The 19,183-nt window shown below is 59.2% G+C and carries 16 protein-coding genes; 11 read left to right on the plus strand and 5 right to left on the minus strand.

The genetic code is table 11. The features are described 5' to 3' along the window. Positions 1–28 precede the first annotated feature (28 nt). From QZZ60_RS00355 to QZZ60_RS00375, 5 genes are all read left to right on the plus strand, one after another. Positions 29–2,677: a penicillin-binding protein 1A gene (locus QZZ60_RS00355; protein ID WP_295636234.1), complete on the plus strand. Its 2,649-nt coding sequence runs from the start codon at positions 29–31 to the stop codon at positions 2,675–2,677. A gap of 248 nt (positions 2,678–2,925) precedes the next feature. Then, positions 2,926–3,105 carry a hypothetical protein gene (locus tag QZZ60_RS00360; protein ID WP_295636235.1) on the plus strand — a complete coding sequence of 60 codons (180 nt, stop codon included), beginning with the start codon at positions 2,926–2,928 and terminating at the stop codon, positions 3,103–3,105. Beyond that, positions 3,102–3,926, plus strand: coding sequence for a ubiquinone/menaquinone biosynthesis methyltransferase (locus QZZ60_RS00365; RefSeq protein ID WP_295636237.1), 825 nt, complete (start codon positions 3,102–3,104; stop codon positions 3,924–3,926). The genes QZZ60_RS00360 and QZZ60_RS00365 overlap by 4 nt, the downstream gene beginning before the upstream one ends. 30 nt (positions 3,927–3,956) lie before the next feature. Further along, the gene (gene ychF, locus QZZ60_RS00370; RefSeq protein WP_295636239.1) at positions 3,957–5,060 is read left to right on the plus strand and encodes a redox-regulated ATPase YchF; all 1,104 of its coding nucleotides are present in this window, start codon (positions 3,957–3,959) and stop codon (positions 5,058–5,060) included. A 36-nt stretch (positions 5,061–5,096) separates the two neighbouring features. Continuing rightward, complete coding sequence (locus QZZ60_RS00375) at positions 5,097–6,170, plus strand: glycosyltransferase (RefSeq protein WP_295636241.1); 1,074 nt, start codon at positions 5,097–5,099, stop codon at positions 6,168–6,170. A gap of 331 nt (positions 6,171–6,501) precedes the next feature. Here QZZ60_RS00375 and QZZ60_RS00380 read toward each other — a convergent pair whose 3' ends face one another. Both QZZ60_RS00380 and QZZ60_RS00385 read right to left on the minus strand, forming a co-directional pair. Continuing rightward, positions 6,502–7,206, minus strand: a complete 705-nt coding sequence (locus tag QZZ60_RS00380; RefSeq protein WP_295636243.1) for a DUF533 domain-containing protein — start codon at positions 7,204–7,206, stop codon at positions 6,502–6,504. 108 nt (positions 7,207–7,314) lie between these two features. Beyond that, positions 7,315–8,757 (minus strand): phospholipase D-like domain-containing protein, encoded by a 1,443-nt coding sequence (locus QZZ60_RS00385; protein WP_295636245.1) that lies wholly within the window; start codon positions 8,755–8,757, stop codon positions 7,315–7,317. 224 nt (positions 8,758–8,981) lie between these two features. Between QZZ60_RS00385 and QZZ60_RS00390 the strand changes: the two genes are divergently transcribed. The 3 genes from QZZ60_RS00390 to QZZ60_RS00400 all read left to right on the plus strand — a co-directional run bounded on the left by QZZ60_RS00390 (position 8,982) and on the right by QZZ60_RS00400 (position 11,456). Further along, entirely contained in the window at positions 8,982–9,767 is a 786-nt protein-coding gene (locus QZZ60_RS00390; RefSeq protein ID WP_295636247.1) for a nitroreductase family protein, read from the plus strand. Next, a complete protein-coding gene (locus tag QZZ60_RS00395; protein WP_295636249.1) occupies positions 9,764–10,621 on the plus strand; it encodes a DUF368 domain-containing protein in 858 nt (285 codons plus the stop codon). Before QZZ60_RS00390 ends, QZZ60_RS00395 begins: the two co-directional genes overlap by 4 nt. A gap of 202 nt (positions 10,622–10,823) precedes the next feature. Then, positions 10,824–11,456 (plus strand): hypothetical protein, encoded by a 633-nt coding sequence (locus tag QZZ60_RS00400; RefSeq protein WP_295636251.1) that lies wholly within the window; start codon positions 10,824–10,826, stop codon positions 11,454–11,456. Between the two features lie 308 nt (positions 11,457–11,764). Here the strand turns inward: QZZ60_RS00400 and QZZ60_RS00405 are convergent, their stop codons facing one another. Further along, complete coding sequence (locus tag QZZ60_RS00405; protein WP_295636253.1) at positions 11,765–12,193, minus strand: TOBE domain-containing protein; 429 nt, start codon at positions 12,191–12,193, stop codon at positions 11,765–11,767. A 203-nt stretch (positions 12,194–12,396) separates the two neighbouring features. Beyond that, positions 12,397–14,472, minus strand: coding sequence for an NAD-dependent DNA ligase LigA (gene ligA / locus QZZ60_RS00410; RefSeq protein WP_295636255.1), 2,076 nt, complete (start codon positions 14,470–14,472; stop codon positions 12,397–12,399). A 262-nt stretch (positions 14,473–14,734) separates the two neighbouring features. On the opposite strand from ligA, the gene QZZ60_RS00415 reads away from it, so the two are divergent. Continuing rightward, on the plus strand, positions 14,735–15,742 hold the full coding sequence (locus tag QZZ60_RS00415) for a lipoate--protein ligase (RefSeq protein ID WP_295636256.1): 1,008 nt from the start codon (positions 14,735–14,737) through the stop codon (positions 15,740–15,742). 292 nt (positions 15,743–16,034) lie between these two features. Here QZZ60_RS00415 and yfcE read toward each other — a convergent pair whose 3' ends face one another. Continuing rightward, positions 16,035–16,583 (minus strand): phosphodiesterase, encoded by a 549-nt coding sequence (gene yfcE, locus QZZ60_RS00420; RefSeq protein WP_295636257.1) that lies wholly within the window; start codon positions 16,581–16,583, stop codon positions 16,035–16,037. A 655-nt stretch (positions 16,584–17,238) separates the two neighbouring features. Between yfcE and QZZ60_RS00425 the strand changes: the two genes are divergently transcribed. Then, positions 17,239–17,886 (plus strand): cytochrome c3 family protein, encoded by a 648-nt coding sequence (locus QZZ60_RS00425; protein WP_295636259.1) that lies wholly within the window; start codon positions 17,239–17,241, stop codon positions 17,884–17,886. A gap of 15 nt (positions 17,887–17,901) precedes the next feature. Further along, positions 17,902–19,143 carry a 4Fe-4S dicluster domain-containing protein gene (locus tag QZZ60_RS00430; protein WP_295636261.1) on the plus strand — a complete coding sequence of 414 codons (1,242 nt, stop codon included), beginning with the start codon at positions 17,902–17,904 and terminating at the stop codon, positions 19,141–19,143. Positions 19,144–19,183: the final 40 nt, after the last annotated feature.

The following is a 19,183-nucleotide window of genomic DNA, read 5'->3' on the forward strand; positions in this document are numbered from 1 at the left end:
AACCCGACACACGGTTTTCCCTATCGCCATGAGCAACAACGACTGGAACAACGATAACGGACTCGACAGGCTCGATTTAGGCACGCCCGCCCGCGGCAGAAGAAAAAAGTCCTCCGAACCGGTCATGGAAGACGAGTCGGACAGCGAACTTCTGTCGCTGGACGCCGATCCCCGGGGAGGCCGCAGAAAACGCCGCAGAAAGCGCGGGTTCTTCGGCACGCTTCTGTATCTTTTCGGCACGCTCGTGCTGCTCGGAGCCCTCGGTGCGGCGGCAGGCGGGTACATGATCTACCAGTGGGTTGCCGACGATTTGCCGAGCTTCAGCAAGATCGCCGACTACCGGCCTCCGCTCGTGACCACCGTCCTTGCGCGCGACGGCAGTCTCATAGGCCAGCTTTATCACGAACGGCGCTTCCTCGTCACGCTCGACCAGCTGCCCAAGGTGGTGCCTCAGGCCTTTCTCGCCGTGGAGGACGATCAGTTCTACAATCATCCCGGCGTGGACATCAAGGCCATCATCCGCGCGGCCATAGCCAACTTCCAGCACGGCTCCACCCGGCAGGGCGGAAGCACCATCACGCAGCAGGTGGTCAAGCGTCTCATGCTCACGCCGGAAAAGAGCTACGAACGCAAGATCAAGGAAGCCATTCTTGCCTACCGTCTGGAAAAGCAGCTCAGCAAGGATGAAATACTCACCCTCTACATCAACCAGATTTTCCTCGGCAACAATGCCTACGGCGTCGAAGCCGCCGCGCGCGTGTACTTTGCCAAGAACGCCAAGGACCTCACCATAGCCGAAGCCGCGCTCATCGCCGGTCTCGGCCAGTCGCCTTCGGCCTACAATCCCTACCGCAATCCCGAAGCCGCTCAGAACCGTCAGCATCACGTGCTCCGCCGTCTTCGCGACCTCGGCTGGATAAGCGACGCCGAATACGACGAAGCCATCAATCAGAAGCTCGAATACAAGGCCATGCCCTCTTCCAACCCTGACGGAGCGTGGTATCTTGAAGAAGTGCGCCGCCTGCTCGTTGACATGTTCTCGGAAGAGAACTGCAAGAAGAACGGCTACGACTTCGGCATCTACGGCGAAGACGCCGTGTACGAGCTCGGCCTCACCGTGCACACCGCCATGGATCCTCTGCAGCAGAAGGCTGCCAACGAAGGCCTGCGCCACGGTCTGGAAGACGCCACCAAGCGTCACGGCTGGCTTGGCCCCGTAAAGCACCTCGAACCGTCGGAATACACGGATTTTCTTAAGAAAAAGGACTTCCAGCTCTCCGATCTCGACGACGACGGCTGGGCTCTCGCCCTCGTGACCGGCGTGAGCAAGTCCGGCGCCGACGTGCTTTTGTCTGAAACGCAGCGCGGATACGTGAACGTGCGCACCATGAACTGGGCGCGCAAGCCCAACAAGCGCGTGGCCGGATCGGTCACGGCCGTGGTCATGCGCGATGCCACGCGCGTGGTCAAGCCGGGCGACGTCATATGGGTTTCCCGAGACCAGACTCCGGCCTCTTCCCAGAAGCAGAAGAAAACCTCCAATGGCGCGCAGTCCCAGAAGAACGCACAAAACGCCGCCTCCCGCACCAGCGAGCCGGTCATAGCCCTGCGTTTGCAGCAATACCCCGACGTGCAGGGAGCCATGGTGTCCATCGAACCGGAAAACGGCGACGTGGTGGCCATGGTGGGCGGCTACTCCTTCGGCAGTTCCGGTTCGCAGTTCAACCGCGTCACGCAGGCACAGCGTCAGCCGGGCTCGTCATTCAAGCCCATCGTCTACTCGGCCGCGCTGGACAACGGCTTCACTCCGGCGTCCATGCTGCTCGACGCGCCCATCATTCTCATCGACAAGTGGACCAAGAAGGCCTGGCGTCCCGGCAACGACGACGGCAAGTTCGACGGCCCCATGCCTCTGTACCGGGCGCTGGCCCGTTCGCGCAACCTCTGCACCGTCCGCGTGGCGCAGCAGATGGGCGTGGAACACATCATTGCCCGGGCCAAGGCTCTGCGCCTTACGCCTGATTTTCCCGCCACGCTTTCCATCAGCCTCGGCGCCGTGGCCGTTTCGCCGCTCAACCTCGCGCAGGCATACACGGCCTTTGCCAACGGCGGCAAGGTGAGCTCCCCGCGCTTCATCACCAGCATTCAGGGGCCCTGGGGCAACACCATCTACGAAAGTCAGCCCGAATCCGTGCAGGCCATCACGCCGCAGAACGCCTATGTCATGTCCAAGCTTCTCGAGGGCGTGGTCAACTTCGGCACCGGCGGCAAGGCCCGCGTGCTCGGACGTCCCCTCGGCGGCAAGACCGGCACCACCAACGACGAAAACGACGCGTGGTTCATCGGCATAACGCCCTATCTCGTCACCGCAACCTACATAGGCTACGATCAGCTTCAGCCCATGGGACGCGGAGAAACAGGCTCCGGAGCGGCGCTTCCCGCCTACATCTACTATGCGAAGGAGGCACTGAAAGCCTATCCGCCGGACGATTTCCCGAAGCCCGACGGCATCGTGTTCGCCGACGCCGGCGGCATGAGCATGCCCTTCATCGAAGGCACGGAACCCGGAACCGGCTACGGGATCGACGCCCTCGACGGCGAGGTTGATCCCGAGCTCGCTCAGCAGGCCGCCGAACAGGCCCAGCAGGGTGAGGATCTTCTGAAGGACATGTTCTGACGGAAGACTGCGTGCGGGATCTGTCCCGGACAGACGCCGCTGATTGAAATTCCGTCCGTCATGCGGCCGGGACCAGCCCGGGGACTTCCGGGTCCGGCCGCATGACGGATTCATGTCAACATAAAAAGGCTGGGGGGTACCCCTTCCCGTCTTTTTGACCCGCCCGGTTCCCAGCCGCGGTGGCCGGGGCCATTCCCCACAGGCGGGTTTTTTTGCCTTCAGCTTGCGGCACCGCCGCAGGAGCATATATGGAAAAACTGGAACGTGAAATCATGCAGGTGAGCAAGGAAATCGCGGTGAAGTTCATTGAGTCGCAGCGCCTTTCTCCCAGCAACTTTGAAGAAATCTTCCCTTCCATCTACCGCGTGGTCATGGACACGGCCCTGAAGGGCAGGGAAAAGCTTGAACAGGAAGGAGACGCACAATGAGCCAGAACACTTCCGGAGATGAGAATCTCCGCAAGGAACAGACGGGTGAAGCGTCGGGCGGCATCGCGCAGTCCGCTTCCGAAGGGAGCTCCGCGGACGGCGCTTCCGGCAAGGGCCCCGGCGATGAACATACCCGCAACGTGTCTGAAATGTTCGGCCGCATGACCCCGTGGTATGACCTTCAGAACCGCGTGTTCAGCCTTTTCCTCGACTGCTGGTGGCGTCGCAATCTCGTGCGCTCCGTGGTGCCCGGCCCCACGAACACGGTCATCGACATGGCGGCGGGCACGCTCGACGTCACGCTTGCGCTCATCCGCCGCTATCCCGAGCTGCGCGTCTATGCCACCGACATCTGCGAACCCATGCTCCGCTACGGCGAAGAGCATAAGATGCGGGCGGGCGAGCGCTCCCGCGTGACCACCATGGTGGCCGATGCCCGCAACATGCCCCTGCCGGACGGCTGCGCCGACGCCGTGACCATCGCCTTCGGCATCCGCAACGTGCGCCCCCGCATGGATGCCCTGCGCGAAATGCACCGTCTGCTCGTGCCCGGAGGCAGAGCCTGCATACTGGAATTTGCTCCCGTGTCCACGCCTCTGTTCGGTCCGTGCTATCACTGGTATCTGCGTCACGTCATGCCCAAGCTTGCCGGCCTTGTCAGTCACTCCACCTCGGCCTATGACTACTTTGCCGGCACCATCGAAAACTTTCCGAAACCCGCGGCGTTCAGCGACGAACTGCGCGAGGCGGGCTTCGCCTTTGTTCAGCACATCCCCTTCACGCTGGGCGTCGCCAACCTCCACATCGCCGTGCGCGGCTGAGGCGCGTCCCGCTTTCTTTCGGAGTCTGTCATGTCATTAAGTCTGGGAATCGTCGGTCTGCCCAACGTGGGCAAGTCCACTCTTTTCAACGCGCTCACCAAGGCGCAGAACGCCGAAGCCGCCAACTACCCCTTCTGCACCATCGAACCAAACAAGGCCACCGTGGCCGTGCCCGACAAGAGAGTCGACGCGCTTACCGATCTCGTGAAGCCTGCCAAGACCATCTATGCCACCGTGGACTTCGTGGACATCGCCGGTCTCGTGCGCGGCGCAAGCAAGGGTGAAGGCCTCGGCAATCAGTTTCTTGCCAACATCCGCGAGTGTGCCGCCATTGTGGAAGTGGTGCGCTGCTTCGACGATGAAAACATCGCGCATGTGGACGGCAGCGTCGATCCGCTGCGCGACGTGGACACCATTGAAACCGAACTTCTTCTCGCCGATCTCGACACGGCGGAAAAGCGCCTCGACACGCTGAAAAAGAAATCGAAATTCGACAAGGAAATGCAGAAGGCCCAGCCCGTACTGGAAGCGCTGGTGGCCCATCTTGGCGAAGGCAAGAGCGGCTCCACCTTCGAGGTGCCCGAACTCAACGAGCCCTTCAAGCAGGTCTGGCGCGAGCTCTCCCTGCTCACGGCCAAAAAGTTCATCTACTGCGCCAACGTCGACGAGGCCGGTCTTGAAGAAGACAACGATCACGTGAAGGCACTGCGCTCTCTGGCGGAAGCCAGAGGATGCGGCATGGTGAAGATATGCGCCCGTCTCGAAGAAGAACTTCAGGGACTCTCCGACGCCGAACAGGCGGAAATGCTGGAATCCTACGGCATCAAGGAGAGCGGCCTTGAGAACATCATCCGCATGGGCTACCACACCCTCGGGCTTGCCAGCTTCCTTACCGCCGGTCCCAAGGAAGTGCGTGCCTGGACGTTCCGCCAGGGCTGGAAGGCTCCGCAGGCTGCAGGCGTCATCCATACCGACTTTGAAAAAGGCTTCATCCGCGCCGAAGTCATCAGCTACGAAGACTACATGAAGTACAAGTCCGAAGCGGCCTGCCGCTCCGCCGGCGTGCTCCGAGTGGAAGGCAAGGACTATGTCGTCAAGGACGGCGACATGATGAACTTCCTCTTCAACGTGTAGGCTTTCTGTTCACTGTCTAACCTTCAGGAGGAAGTGATGCCTACACTGTGCAAGGTCTCACAGGATCCTCTTATATTCCACAGCTATAATTTCGGTCATATCTACACGCCCGTAAAGCAGCTGGCTCCCTACATACGAAAGGGCAAGAACATTCACATTGTTCTTACCATTAATATGTCCATACGCCCGCAGAAAAAGATCGAACGACTTGCTGAGGAATATCATAAATATGCCAGACAGTATCCGTGGATCATAGTGACCGTGCTGGCAAACGAACCGGAAGAACTTGAACTGCTTCGAGCTCACGGCGTTCGTTCCGAACTGTGCAACCAGAACTGTCTCATTGACGAGCGCTGCTACACGATACGGCAGGTGGAAAAAAAGTATGACGCCATCTCCAATTCACGCATGGCGCCATATAAGCGACTGGAACTGTTGAGCAGGGTGGAAAACTGCGCCCTGCTCACCTACTTCCTCGATCCTTCCGACTATGAATACGAAAAGCTCATTCTCCCCCATGCTGGAGGAGAGAGCGCCGCGTGTCCCAATCTCATCTGTCCGCAGTTCGACGGAAAAGCATGGCAGTGGTTCGACAACGACAAAATCTGCGAAATGCTCTCCGCCAGCCGATGCGGCATCATTGCCTCTGCTCAGGAAGGCGCATGCTTTGCCGCGGTTGAATACCTGCTCTGCGGTCTGCCCGTGGTCACGACACCCAATATCGGAGGCCGCGACGCCATGTTCGACAAGGACTACGTCATATGGGCCGATCCTGATCCCGACGCCATCGCCGAAGCGGTGAAAAAGGCCATGGCTCTTCCCATCACGCCTCAGGAAATACGGAGCCGAACCATAGCAAAAATGCGGAAGGGACGGGAAATCTACTGCGGCATACTGGACGCCATCGCCAGAGAGGAAGGCGTTGAACGTCACTTCCTGGCAGACTGGGACTCCTTCTACGTCAACAAGATGATGAATAACCTGTCCGAAAAAGAAGCCGTCAGCTATCTCAATGCTTCCGGCGTCGAAACGCATTACAGTCTGCTCCATCGCCTTCACAACCTGCATCGGGCATTCAAGCATTACCTGAAGTATCGTTCCATGAAGTAATCCGACATGGAAAAACAGAAGCGCCCCTGAGCTTGCCGTGAGTCTCAGGGGCGCTTTGTCATCTTCCGCCGTTGCTCCGGGTCCGACGTCCCGCGACCGACCGGCAGCACGCGCATCGTCCTTGTCCGCCGCCACGTCAGCGCGGCAAAACGTTCCGCCCCCAAAGACTCTTTTCCTGGCCTTCATCAAGAGCGGCGTCTCTCCTGCCGCCGTCCTCCCCCCGTGGCAGTCCCCTCTTCTCAGTCCACACCTTCTGTGTCGGAAGAACGCCGGACTCTAACGACGAAAAACAAAGGGAACGACATGTCGTTCCCTTTGTTTGTTTCATCCGTTATCCGGGCAGTAACTGCTGTCTGGCCTGCGAGACTTCCTGTTCAAGCGTCGCCCTGCGCGCCTCGGAAAGATGCAAGGCACGGGCCAGCCCGTCGAGATAGCTTTTTTCCATGAAATGATCCACGTCCACGATAAGGCAGGAAAGCCGATACAGATCCTCTGCCTGTTCGGGCGAGCGGACCTCCGCCGCCAGCCTTGACGGATCAATGGGTTCGGTCATCAGAGCATTCATGACGGCGGTCATGCTCTGTCCGGGAAACATCTGTTCAACAAGCCTGAGAATGCGTCCCTGCTCCGTGGCGTCGACATGGCCGTCCGCCCTCGCCGTATAGACCATGGCGCGAAGCATGAGCATGGCCGTGGCGTCAGGGGTTGCCGCCACGGAGGCTCCCGCAGAAACGGAAGGCAGCGCCGAGGTTCTCTCTCCACCGCCATGCTCGCTCCGGCTCTGCTCTCTGCCCTGACTCCATTTCTGATAAAAGTTCCAGGCAACGGCCCCCGCGCCGACAAGCGCGGCGTCCTTCAGCACGCTTTTGGAAACGAATCCGCCGATCAGCGCGCCGAGCGCTCCGGCTCCAAGCAGACCTCCCAGGCCGCCGGGCGCCTGGCTCGTTGCGTCGGACGCGGCGTTTCTGGCCTTATCCGCAAAGGTACCGAGTGCAGACTTGAGTTCTGAGGAATTCAGGATATCAAACAGCGACATGAAAAACTCCTTGAAAAGCTTCGGGTATCGTATGATACACAGATACGTGATTCGTCTGTGAAGTCAACAGGAAAAGTCTTTCATATTGTTTCGTTATGTTTCCCGAGCTCAGATATAGGGACTCATCAGCCAGCAGACGGAATCAAAAAGACATGAGGCAAGACTCATTCTTTCATAATCCTGCGGAGTCATTCTGCGGGAACGCGAAAGTATCTCGTCTGCATAGGAGGAAAGCTCCTTTTGAAACTCAGGGTCCGCAGCCTCCACATTGAGCTCAAAGTTAAGAAAAAGACTGCGCGGATCAAGGTTGGCCGACCCGAACAGGGCATACCAGTCATCCACCAGAAGAAGCTTGGTATGAGCAAACGGCGGCGGCTGATACCAGATGCGTACTCCCATGCCCGCAAGCTGCCGCTGATAGCGACGGGAGGCATGATGCACATAGAAAAGGTTGTTTTTGGCAGGCAGGATGATGTCCACGCGCACGCCGCGCTGCACGGCGGCAACAAGCGTCCCCGACAGCTCACGGGGAGGAATGAAGTACGGCGTGAATATGGTCACGCGATGCCTTGCGGAAGATATCACCCCGCACAAAAGCTGATGAATGTTTTCCCGCTGCCTTCCAAGTCCGTCGAACACCAGCCGGCAATGGGAATTCCCGGCTTCCTCCGGCTCCACGCCGGAAGGAGGCGTGGGCAGCTTGGAAACAAAGGCCCAGTCCATGAGAAAGGCTTCCTGAAGTCTGGCCGCCACGGGCCCGGTGCAGCGAAAATGGATATCCTGCACGCGGCCTCGCTTCGGCAGGGACACAAGATGATGGTCGCCTATGTTCATGCCGCCGGTAAAGGCGACATTGCCGTCACAGGCCAGCACCTTTCGATGCGTGCGCAGATTGATGGCGAACATGGGAGGCCACAGACGGGGAGGCAAAAACATCTGTACCTTCACCCCTCGTGCGGCGAGCCTGCGCCAGGGCTTGCGCAGGGAATAGATCATGCCGCCGAATCCGTCCACAATGAGCCTGACGTCGACGCCCCGCTCCGCCGCCTCGCCGAGGGCCTCGGCAAAGGCGCGTCCCGTCTCGTCGCCTTTGAATATATAGGTGGAAAGGCATACCATGTGCCGGGCCCGGCGTATGGCATCCAGCATGGCCGGATAGGCCTCTTCGCCGTTTTTCAGAAGTTCCAGCCTGTTGCCGCGCATCATGGGCCGGCCGGTGATGGCCCTTCCTACGCGCAATGCCTCCCAATCCCCGGGGAGATTGACATCTTCCTCCGCATTCAGGCGACGATCCAGCACGCGATCCGAGGAATCCTGCCTTCGTGAAGCCTCGTCAAGAAGGCGCCCTGCAAGGCTGTCGGCCCGGCTGATGCCGAACAGAGAATAGGCCAGACTTCCCAGAAAAGGCAGCAGCATGACGCTGGCCACCCAGGCAAGCGCCGACTGAGGATCCTTTTTATGAAGGAGCGCATGCACGGCACAGCAAAGCGCCCATACAAAGCCCAGCACGGCGAACAGCGCGCCGAACACGACCAGAGTCAACGATTCCATGATCCCTTTTTCCTTTTACAGAAGGCGAGGCACAAACGGCGAAATGTCGGCCGAGCCCGTCCGCCGCACCTGATCCCCGGACAGAGCGCAGCAGTAAGACCAGAAAACAAGACAAAAGCCGGGCGGAAGCCTTCGCGCAAAAACCGCCGGGGAACGCTTCCCCTTTCCGGCATTTTCCTCTATGCTGCACGGACATTCCTTAGCACATACCTCCAGGAAAAGCCATGATACGCATAGACAATAGCCGTTGTGTCCGCTGCGGGCTCTGCGCCCGGGTCTGCCCTCTTCACTGCTTCCACGTCACGAGCGGAGGCATCAGCATCCATCATGAAGAATACTGCATGCACTGCGGTCACTGTGCCGCCGCCTGTCCCTCGGCCGCCGTACGGCTCGACGACGTCGATCCCGACACGCTGCCGCACCTTTCTCCCCTGCCCGACACGGCAGCTCTGACGGCTCTCATTAAAAGCCGCCGTTCCATCCGGGAATTCAAGGAAGCCGCCGTCCCGGAACAGACGCTGCTTCAGGCTCTGGACACGGCCCGATACGCTCCCACGGGAAAGAACCTGGAAAACGTGAGCTGGCTGGTGCTGGAAGGCAGGGACACGCTCCGCAAGGTGGCCGATCGCGTCATAAACCTCTTCCGGCAGGACAAGCGGCTTGCCGGACTGGTTCGTGCCCATGAAAGCGGCGCCGATCCCATTTTCCGGGGAGCTCCCTGCGCCGTGTTCGCCTGCGCCAGCGGAGAATACGATCTCGACATCGTCAACTGCTCCATTGCCGTTTCCATGCTCGATCTTCTTCTGCCGACCATGGGTCTCGGCGGCTGCTGGGCCGGATACGTCATGCGCGCCGCCGCGCTCGATGCCGGCGTATGCGAGGCCATGGGGACGAAACCGGGACTCAGGCCTCTGGCCGGCCTCATGGTGGGCGTTCCTACCGTCAACTATCGCCGCATACCGGCCCGGCGCCCTCTGCGCGTGCGCATGGTGAAGGGGGAAAAGGCATGAGAGAAAAGCTGCGCTACCTTCTCTGCGGACTGGCCATGGGAGCCGCCGATGTGGTTCCCGGCGTCTCCGGCGGCACCATAGCCTTCATCACCGGCATCTACGACCAGCTTCTGAACGGCATCAAGGCCTTTGACGCCACGTTCTTCCGGCTGCTTTTCACCGGTCGCTGGAAGGCCGCCTTCGCCGGCATTCCGTGGGGCTTTCTGTTGCCGCTTCTTCTGGGCATAGGCACGTCCATTTTCAGCCTTGCGCGTCTTACGCTGTACCTGCTTCACGCATGGCCGCAGGCGCTGTGGGCCTTCTTTTTCGGCCTCATCATTTCATCCATACTGCTCATGATGCGGGGCCAGCGCATGCCGGCTTCAGGCATTGCCCTGCTCGCCGCCGGAGCCGTCGCAGCATGGTTCGTCACCGGGGCGGAAGCCATGACGGCTTCCCACGATCTTCCCCGCATCTTCATTGCGGGCTTCATCGCTCTGTGCGCCATGATTCTGCCCGGCATTTCCGGTTCCTTCATGCTGGTGGTCATGGGGCAGTATGCCTACATTCTTTCCGCCGTGGTGCACCTCGACATGGCGGTGCTGCTTACCTTCATTGCGGGCGGACTGTGCGGTCTCATGAGCTTCAGCCGCGTGCTTTCCGCCTGCTTCCGCCGTTATCTCTCGCAGACGAACGCCGTTCTCATCGGCTTCATGGCCGGTTCTCTGCGCACGGTATGGCCATGGCACGACGGCACGCTTCCGGCTCTCCCTCCGGCACTGGACGGCATGGTGCTTCTTGCCGGAGTGACCTGCATCGTCGGCATCGTTCTTCCGCTGGCCATACAACGGCTGGCTGCAGCAAAAAAATTCTGAGCATCATCCGCCGCTCCTCCTGCAACGGAGCGGCGGATTTTCTTTCAAAAAAATCTCATCATCATGCAAAATCTGCCGCTTTAACCGTATGAACGCTTGACAACTCCTTCCCCGATGAGTGATATCATGGATCTTCTCCCTCTTCGGAGGGCAACGGTCGTCCGCTTGCAAAGAAGCCGACGGCTCAACCCATGTGGCAGCCATGAATATCCGCTTTTCCGCATTGCAAGACGCAGTTCTGTCCGACATCAAAACCATAACGAGCGCTCTTAAACTGCTTTTCATGCTGGGCGCGACCATCGCCGTACTGTTCTTAATCTTTGTATGGGACTCACGCTGCGACAATCCCTTCAGTGAAGTCGGCCCTACTGAGCTCATTCAAACGCTTCTGCTTTCTCTATGCACCCTCTTTCTTTTTCGTGAAGCCGTCCGCTGTCCCGACATGCGCAACGCGCTCATCCTGGCAGGCGGGCTCACCGGCTGCATGCTCATACGGGAACAGGACTACTTTCTCGACATGATTTCCCACGGCTTCTGGAAATGGCCCGCCCTCATCCTGGCCTTCGGCTGTCTGACCTGCGCGGCCGTCCGCCTGCGCGAAACGATTTCCTCTCTGGCCGTTTTCATCCGATGGCGTCATTTCCCTCTCTTTCTCACGGGCATCGTCATCGTTCTGACCTACTCCCGGCTGTTCGGCATGAGCGTGCTCTGGAAAACCCTTCTGCCCGGCGGAGAATGGCGCGCGGCAAAAAATGCCATAGAAGAATCAAGCGAACTGCTCGGCTATGCCCTCATGCTGACTTCGGTTCTTCTGCTGCGCTTCAGAAAAAAATAATTCCCCGTTCCGATCGTCGGAAGTCTGTACCGCTCCGTGCTCCGGGCCGCAACTTCCGTCCGTTTCCACGCTGCACGCCAGCCTCCCTCCGCTCGTTCCCCGTTTCATGCAAAAAAAACAACGCCGACAGCGTCCGGAGGAGTTCTGTGAGCCCTCTCTTCTTGCCGGAGCTTCCAAACAAAAAAACAAAACAGGACATGGAAAGGATGCCCATGGGCATATCCTCTCCATGTCCTGCAAAACATTTCCCTAACGGAACAAGTCCCGGTCGGACTTTCTTCCGCCACGGACGGCGTCCGAAATAACGCTTACTTCTTGACGGCCATCAGCACGTTGGGAGACTTGAACATGGCCACGACGGTGCAGCCGCGTTCGAGGCGCAGACGGTTCACGCCTTCCAGAGAAACGGTGGCGTTGATTTCCATGCCGCTGGGAGTCTGGATGAGCACTTCGCCGTTGACGAAGCCGCGCACAAGCTTGACGACCTTGCCGGTGAACTGGTTGCGGCAGGAAAATTCATAATCATTGTCATCGGCAACGAGCATGATTTCCGTGGCCTTGACGAGAGCGACCGCTTCCTTGCCTTCTGCAAGGGAAAGATTCTGGAAGCTGGCGTGAGAAATCTGACCGTAGATTTTCTCGCCGGTTTCCAGCGTGAGCTCGACCTCGTCGCTGAGGCTTCCGGGAATAACAGCAGTGATTTTACCAGGGTAGGCATTGCGAGAGCTGGTTTTCATCATAATCTCCTGATCAAGTAAACGCTCATCAGCGCATCTCCTCACGGCCATATGATACATAAGCCCGGCACACGGATGTGGCCCCGGCAACTGCCATACATCTTCCGTCCATGGGAGGACACTGAAAAAAATCTGGCCCATCATAGCCAATAAGCCCCCGGCACGCAAGTGCGGCGTCACGCTTTTTCAAAAGTCGACATCATTCATTTTTCGCCGTCGTCATGCAGCAGAGCAAGGAATCCTTCCTCATCCAGAACGGTGATGCCGAGAGTTCTCGCCTTGTCCAGCTTCGATCCGGGATTCTCCCCGACAATGAGATAATCCAGCGTCTTCGACACTCCCGAAGCCACGTTGGCTCCGGCCGCTTCAGCCAGCCTGCGGTACTCGTCGCGCGGACGGGAAAGCGTGCCCGTGAAAAGAACCTTGCGGCCCGAAAGCGCTCCGCCCGTCTCCTCTCTGCGGCCGCCCTTCGGCCACAGTCCCATGGCCCTGAAACGCTCCAGAAGTTTTCGGTTCGACTCGGTCTCAAAAAAGGCGCGTATGCTGCCCGCCACCTCGGGACCTATGTCGGGCAGACTCATGAGTTCCTCAACGCCCGCCTTTTCCAGCTCGTCCATGTCGTGAAAATGTTCGGAGAGCGTGCGGGCGGTCTGTTCGCCCACCTGCCGTATGCCGAGCGCGGCAATGAAACGCGTCAGCGAGGCATTGTGCTTTGCCTCTTCGAGTGCGTTCACAAAATTGCCCGCAGAAACCTCGCCCATGCGCTCATAGCTCATGAGCTCTTCCTTCGTCACGGTGAACAGATCCGCCGGACTCTTCACTCTTCCCGATGCTATGAGCGCCTCCACCCATTTCGCTCCCACGCCGTCCACGTCGAGCCCGGCCTTGGAGACGAAATGCACGATGCTGCGCATGATGACAGCAGGACAGGCCATGTTCAGGCAGCGCCAGGCCGCCTCTCCCTCCAGGCGTCTTGCCGGAGAACCGCACACCGGGCACACATGGGGAAAGACAAAGGGTTCGAGGCCTTCGGGACGCTTTTCGAGCACCGGGCCCATGACGTCGGGAATGACGTCCCCGGCGCGCTGAATGATGACCATGTCGTTCTCGCGCAGATCGAGACGACGTATTTCATCTTCGTTGTGCAGCGTGGCCCGGCTTACGACAACCCCGCCGAGACTTACGGGATCAAGTTCCGCCACCGGGGTGAGCACGCCCGTCCGCCCCACCTGTATGGCTATCTTTCTGAGTCGCGTTTCCGCCTTTCGAGAAGTGAACTTCCACGCCACGGCAAAGCGCGGAGCCCTTGCCGTGAAGCCGAGCGCAGCCTGAGCCTCCCTGTTGTCCAGCTTGTAGACCACGCCGTCTATTTCAAAGGGCAGATCGTCGCGTATGGCTTCCAGATGTTCATAATATTTCTGCGCTTCATCCACATTGCGGCAGAGACGCCCTTCCGGCGGCGTGTCGAAGCCCCAGGCTTTCAGAGACGCCATGAGCGAAGAGTGCGTGTCCCAGTCCTTCATGCCCGGCGCGTCCACTTCGCCGAGACTGTAGGCAAGAAAACGCAGCTTCCGGCTTGCCGTGACATTGGTGTCGAGCTGCCGCAGGGAACCCGCCGCGGCATTGCGGGGATTGGCAAAGCGCTTCTGTCCAAGCTCGGTCTGACGCCTGTTCAGCTCCTCGAATTCCTTGCGGAACATGAGCACTTCGCCGCGAATTTCTATGCGCCGGGGAAAAGGCCCGTTGCCCTGAAGTCTGAGCGGCAGATTGCGCACCGTGCGCATGGCCTCGGTCACCACTTCGCCCACTTCGCCGTCGCCCCGGGTGAGCGCCTGCACCATCACGCCGTTCTCATAGGCAAGCTCGCAGGCCAGCCCGTCCAGCTTGGGATCGGCCCACCACGCCGCCATGACGTCCGGTCCGGCCTCGGGCAGCGCCCGTGCCGCCTTCTGAACGAATCCATCCCATTCCTCGACGGAAAAAACGTTGTCCAGTCCGTACATTCTTTCCCGGTGCGGACGGGTTTCCAGATAGGGAAGCACGGCTCCGCCCACGCGACGCGTCGGGGAGTCCAGCGTTTTCAGGTCGGGAAAACGCTCCTCCAGATCCACGAGTTCACGATAGAGCGCATCGTAGGCCTCGTCCGTAATTTCAGGAGCGTCAAGCTGATGGTAGAGCCGGTTGTGACGCTCGATCTCGCGACGAAGCCTTGCCGCCCGGGCTGCGGCGCGGTCATGCCCGTTGTGCGCGGAACCGTCGAATAACGAAAGCTGCTCCATGGATTCCTCGTGTCTGTAAAAATTGAAAAAACGAATGACGTTCTTCTGGCGGCATACTGCCACGAGGCCGACTCAAGAGCAAGCGCCCCCTTGCGCGCATTCCCGCCGCTCCGTATAGTCGACCCGTCCGGCGGACAAGTTCAGAACGTCAGGATTCCGCCCCGCGAAAAAGCGCGGTATCCATGCCTGCACGCAGACCTCTTCCGCGTACGTCATGGAGGCTCCTTTTTCTCACCTGACAAAAACGCTCAAAGGAGTCATCATGTACGCCCTTCGCATGGAAAGTACCGATCCTGCCTTCAACCTTGCTCTGGAAGAAACCCTCTTCAACACGCTTTCTCCCGAGAATCCCGGCATCTTTCTCATCTGGCGCAACGAACCGTCCGTCATCATAGGCTGCCATCAGAACACCGCTGAAGAAGTCAATGCCGTCTACTGCCGGGAACACGGCATACACGTGGTCCGCCGTCCCACGGGCGGAGGAGCCGTCTATCAAGATCTCGGCAACGTCAACTTTTCCTTCCTCACGTGGGTAGAGAAAAACCGCATTTCCGGCTTTGAGGAATTCATGCGGCCCATGGTGGCGGCGCTGAGAGACCTCGGCATAAACGCCGAGTACACGAGCCGCAACGACATCACCGTGGACGGACGCAAGGTGGCGGGCACGGCGCAGCGACGCGCGGGACAGCGCATGCTTCACCACGGCTGCGTGCTGGTGGACGTGGACACCTCGGCTCTTGCCGGAGCTCTTGCCGTGGATCCGGAAAAATTCCGCTCCAAGGGCGTGGCATCTCACAAAGCCAGAGTGGCCAATCTTCGAGAGTTTCTGCCCGACGGCCTGTCCCGTGAAGCATGCATGGACATGGTCATCAGCGCCATGACGCGCCGCTGCGCACAGGAAGAACGTCCGCTCGCCCCGCATCTTCGGGAAAAGGCCGAGGAACTCGCCGCTTCCCGCTATCGGAGCTGGGAATGGAACTGGGGCCAGTCCCCCCGCTTCACGGAAAAACGACGGCACCGCTTTTCCTGGGGACGGCTGGAATGCCTGCTCGAGGTCAGAAACGGCGTCATTGCGAGCTTTCGTCTGTTCGGTGACTTCTTTTCCCTGCGCGACATCAGGGAACTGGAAGCAGCTCTTGCCGGACTTCGCGCCGACGCCGCCTCCCTGCGACAGGCGCTCTCCGACGTTCCTGTGGAAAGCTGGTTTTCCGGGGCCGAACGCGAACCTCTGCTCGCCTTTCTCTGCGGCGACGAACTCCCGCAGGAGTAACGACGGACGAGCAGGCCTCATCGACGAAATCCGGCCGGTGCGAAGGGCTCCCGAGGGTCCGGAGGCTTACGGACCGGCAACATGAACGCAGGAAAGCGCGCCGCATTCCCACAAGAAACACGACGCGCTTTCCTGCACCGGCCCCATAAGGGCGGCAACGTTTCCAGAACGAAGGGACCTCCATGCTCTTCGGGCATCGCACGCAGGCGCGAGGCCGCCGAGCGGAAGGCAAACTTCACTGCGTCCGCACGTGCATGCCCGGTCCGGAAGGTTCCGCACGTTGCGAAACGCTCTAAATCGTTTCCTGCCGGTATGTCGAACCGTCTTCCAGATTCTTCCAGCTGAACGCGCCGTTTTCCCATACCATGAAGCCGTGCGCGCTGCCTTCCTTGGGAATGGACACGGAGCCGGGATTCATGGCGACAAAACCGTCATGCCTGTTGCACACGGGAACATGGGTATGCCCGTAAAGCAGAATGCTGCCTTTGGGAAAAGGCGGAGGAGTCTTTTCATTATAATGATGTCCGTGCGTGGCGTAGACGTCCGCATTCTCGAGAGAAATAAACGCGTAGTCCGCCATGATAGGAAACTCGAGCACCATCTGATCCACTTCCCCGTCGCAGTTGCCGCGCACGCAAAGAATTCTGTCGCGCACGGCATTGAGCATGGCCATGACCTTTTTGGGCGCATATTCCTCAGGCAGATCGTTGCGGGGACCGTGATAGAGGATGTCGCCGAGAAGGAGCAGCCTGTCTGCGCCCTCCCGCTCAAAACATTCCATAAGTCTGCCGCACCAGCGTGCGGAGCCGTGAATGTCGGATGCTATCATCAGTTTTTTCATGCTTTCTCCTTTGCGCCGACCATGCCAGAGACAAAAGAAAAAATCGAGTCCCGTCTTTCTCCTTCCGGGGCGAACGTTCCGGCCGGGTTCTGCAGGGTCCGTCTTTTTCCCACACCGTTCCGCCGCTCTCCGCCGTTTCGACAAAAAAATTTTTTCACTTATCCAAAAGTGCCCGTCTTTGTCAAGACTGAAAAATAAATACATTTATATCAATATATTATATAATAACATACTTTCCCTTTGTCCGGCTCCGCGCTCTTGCCGGCGGCGCCGGCACCTTCTTCCGAATTCCTCCGCAGACCTTTCCGAAGCCCCCTTTTCGTCATTCTCTTTTCGACACTCCTCTGAAATGTCCGCGCATTATGCAATCAACCATTTGAAATTAAACATAAAAATTATCATCCAGACTGTTGTCTCATTTGTCACGTCCGCCGAGGACGCTCCCGAAAACATACTGATAAAGCAAGCAATCTCACGTGAATTTTATATCTTTGCCTCTTCTCATCCCCTGAAACATATTATATGAAAAAAGCTAAATCAGGGGGAGAAGACATTGCGTAACGTAACATATATCCTGACTGGTGCTCTGCTGATTCTTGCTGTGGGGGGATATCTGCTGCCGGAAAAATCCGAGCCTCTTCCCAACAGAATCCTGATGAACAACACGGCCGGACGCGTAGTCTTCGACCATGCGTCTCACGCGGACAAGCTCGGCATAGACTGCCAGGTCTGCCACCATGACGCACTTGCGGCCGGGCAGGCCGGCCAGAGCTGCCGGACCTGTCACGGGCTGGAATTCGACGCCTCCTTCAAGGGACATTCCGTCACGATGGACCAGTCCACCTGTGCGACGTGCCATCACATGACGCTCTCCCACAAGAAGTGGGGACACTCCAGGCACACCAGGGATCTGAACATCGACTGTCAGGCCTGTCATCATGGTCCGCAGATAGAGGCCACGCCTCAGAACTGCGCGAACTGTCATGACCGCAAGACGGACATGGGCCCCATTCTCTCTCTGAAAAACGCCGTGCACACGCGCTGCGCCAGCTGCCATGAAGAAGCCTTTGCCGAAGGCGACATGACCTCATGCTCAAGCTGCCACACGGCCACGGCCTCGCGCGACGTGCAGAAACAGGGCAGGCTCCCCAAGAGCGCGCTCATCCCCTGTGCGACCTGCCACGACACGGAATCCTCGAGACTCGTTCCCGGCGTCATGGCGGCCTATCACGGCCTGTGCATAAGCTGCCATGAAAAGCAGGGCGGCCCTGTGGACAACTGCGCGCAATGCCATACGAAATAGCGACGGGGAACAGCCATGAAGCAATATTTCCGAATGATCAAGGACCCTCGGTTCCGTCTTGTCTACAACGAGCACAGGCCGTTCGGCACAGGTCCCGCCCCCAAGAGAATACGCCTCAATCGTGAAGGCTTTTCCATGGTTGCGGGAGTCAAGAAAAAAACCATGGTGTATCCCGGCATGCTTCTTGCCGAGCACCCGTCTCTGGAAAAGGGCGATCTGCATTCTCCCATCTACGGGGTGATCACCGAAGTCAACGCCCGCAGCGTGTTCGTGGACGCCGTGGACCCTTCGCAGGCCGAGCCGGGCATCTTTCCCGATCCGCCTGAAGCCGTGGACCTTCTCAAAAGCGGCCAGGAGGGCGAAGAGCTGGTGCACACGGTCAAGAAGATGGGCGTGAACACCCGCTCTCTGGGACGTCGGACGAAAACGCTCATCGTCAACGCCCTCAACCCCGAGCCGGGCGTGCGCTGGGCGGAACCCATGCTCACCGAAAGCGCCGACGAGATCCGTACGGGACTCGAGCTGCAACGCAGGATGCACCGTGCCGAAGAAATCATGCTGGCCGTTCCCACGGGATGTACCGCCCGCTTCTCCGGCATAAAGACCGTGGAAGTCGACCCCACCTATCCCAACAGCGTGAACGAGCTGCTCATCAAGGAAGTCACGGGCGAAGAAGCCCCGCCGGACGTCGCGGCCGTAGGCCTGCACAACGTGTGGAGCCTCGGACGCACGGGCACGACGGGACTTCCCCTCATGGAGACGGTGATCACCATAGGAACGGCCACGGAGTGGGCCAACTACATCGTCAAGAACGGCAGCCTCGTGGGCGAGCTTCTGGAATTTTCCAACATTTCCCTGAAAAGCGGCGACACCATTCTGCGCGGCGGCCCGCTTCGCGGCGAAAGCCTCGACAGACTCGACCGAAGCATCACCAAGGGTGCCTACGGCTTCTTCGTGGTCAATGCCGGGGAAGTGCCGCCCATCGAAGGCGACAGCCCCTGCATCAACTGCGGCGCGTGCATCCAGATATGTCCCACGCGCATCGACCCGCGCATGCTCAGCCGCTACGCGGAATTCGGCAAATACAACATGTCCCGGAAGGAAAACTTCCGGCTCTGCATCGACTGCGGGCTCTGCGGCTACGTGTGCATCGCGCGACGCCCCGTACTCCAGTACATACGCCTTGCCGTCAAGAGGCTCGAGGAAGAGGAGCGTCTCTCGCATCTCACTCCCGTAGAGCCGGTCGGCAAGGGATAGGCACGGTCCCGTCGTACATCCATGCATACCGCGAGCACAT

This window comes from uncultured Mailhella sp., from assembly GCF_905187505.1.
In the GTDB taxonomy this organism is placed as follows: domain Bacteria; phylum Desulfobacterota; class Desulfovibrionia; order Desulfovibrionales; family Desulfovibrionaceae; genus Mailhella.

Excerpts from the sequence above, each read along its gene's own strand:
- QZZ60_RS00355 (WP_295636234.1), top strand. The coding sequence starts at position 29 with ATGAGCAACAACGACTGGAACAACGATAACGGACTCGACAGGCTCGAT.
- QZZ60_RS00360 (WP_295636235.1), top strand. The coding sequence starts at position 2,926 with ATGGAAAAACTGGAACGTGAAATCATGCAGGTGAGCAAGGAAATCGCG.
- QZZ60_RS00365 (WP_295636237.1), top strand. The coding sequence starts at position 3,102 with ATGAGCCAGAACACTTCCGGAGATGAGAATCTCCGCAAGGAACAGACG.
- ychF (WP_295636239.1), top strand. The coding sequence starts at position 3,957 with ATGTCATTAAGTCTGGGAATCGTCGGTCTGCCCAACGTGGGCAAGTCC.
- QZZ60_RS00375 (WP_295636241.1), top strand. The coding sequence starts at position 5,097 with ATGCCTACACTGTGCAAGGTCTCACAGGATCCTCTTATATTCCACAGC.
- QZZ60_RS00380 (WP_295636243.1), bottom strand. The coding sequence starts at position 7,206 with ATGTCGCTGTTTGATATCCTGAATTCCTCAGAACTCAAGTCTGCACTC.
- QZZ60_RS00385 (WP_295636245.1), bottom strand. The coding sequence starts at position 8,757 with ATGGAATCGTTGACTCTGGTCGTGTTCGGCGCGCTGTTCGCCGTGCTG.
- QZZ60_RS00390 (WP_295636247.1), top strand. The coding sequence starts at position 8,982 with ATGATACGCATAGACAATAGCCGTTGTGTCCGCTGCGGGCTCTGCGCC.
- QZZ60_RS00395 (WP_295636249.1), top strand. The coding sequence starts at position 9,764 with ATGAGAGAAAAGCTGCGCTACCTTCTCTGCGGACTGGCCATGGGAGCC.
- QZZ60_RS00400 (WP_295636251.1), top strand. The coding sequence starts at position 10,824 with ATGAATATCCGCTTTTCCGCATTGCAAGACGCAGTTCTGTCCGACATC.
- QZZ60_RS00405 (WP_295636253.1), bottom strand. The coding sequence starts at position 12,193 with ATGAAAACCAGCTCTCGCAATGCCTACCCTGGTAAAATCACTGCTGTT.
- ligA (WP_295636255.1), bottom strand. The coding sequence starts at position 14,472 with ATGGAGCAGCTTTCGTTATTCGACGGTTCCGCGCACAACGGGCATGAC.
- QZZ60_RS00415 (WP_295636256.1), top strand. The coding sequence starts at position 14,735 with ATGTACGCCCTTCGCATGGAAAGTACCGATCCTGCCTTCAACCTTGCT.
- yfcE (WP_295636257.1), bottom strand. The coding sequence starts at position 16,583 with ATGAAAAAACTGATGATAGCATCCGACATTCACGGCTCCGCACGCTGG.
- QZZ60_RS00425 (WP_295636259.1), top strand. The coding sequence starts at position 17,239 with ATGAACAACACGGCCGGACGCGTAGTCTTCGACCATGCGTCTCACGCG.
- QZZ60_RS00430 (WP_295636261.1), top strand. The coding sequence starts at position 17,902 with ATGAAGCAATATTTCCGAATGATCAAGGACCCTCGGTTCCGTCTTGTC.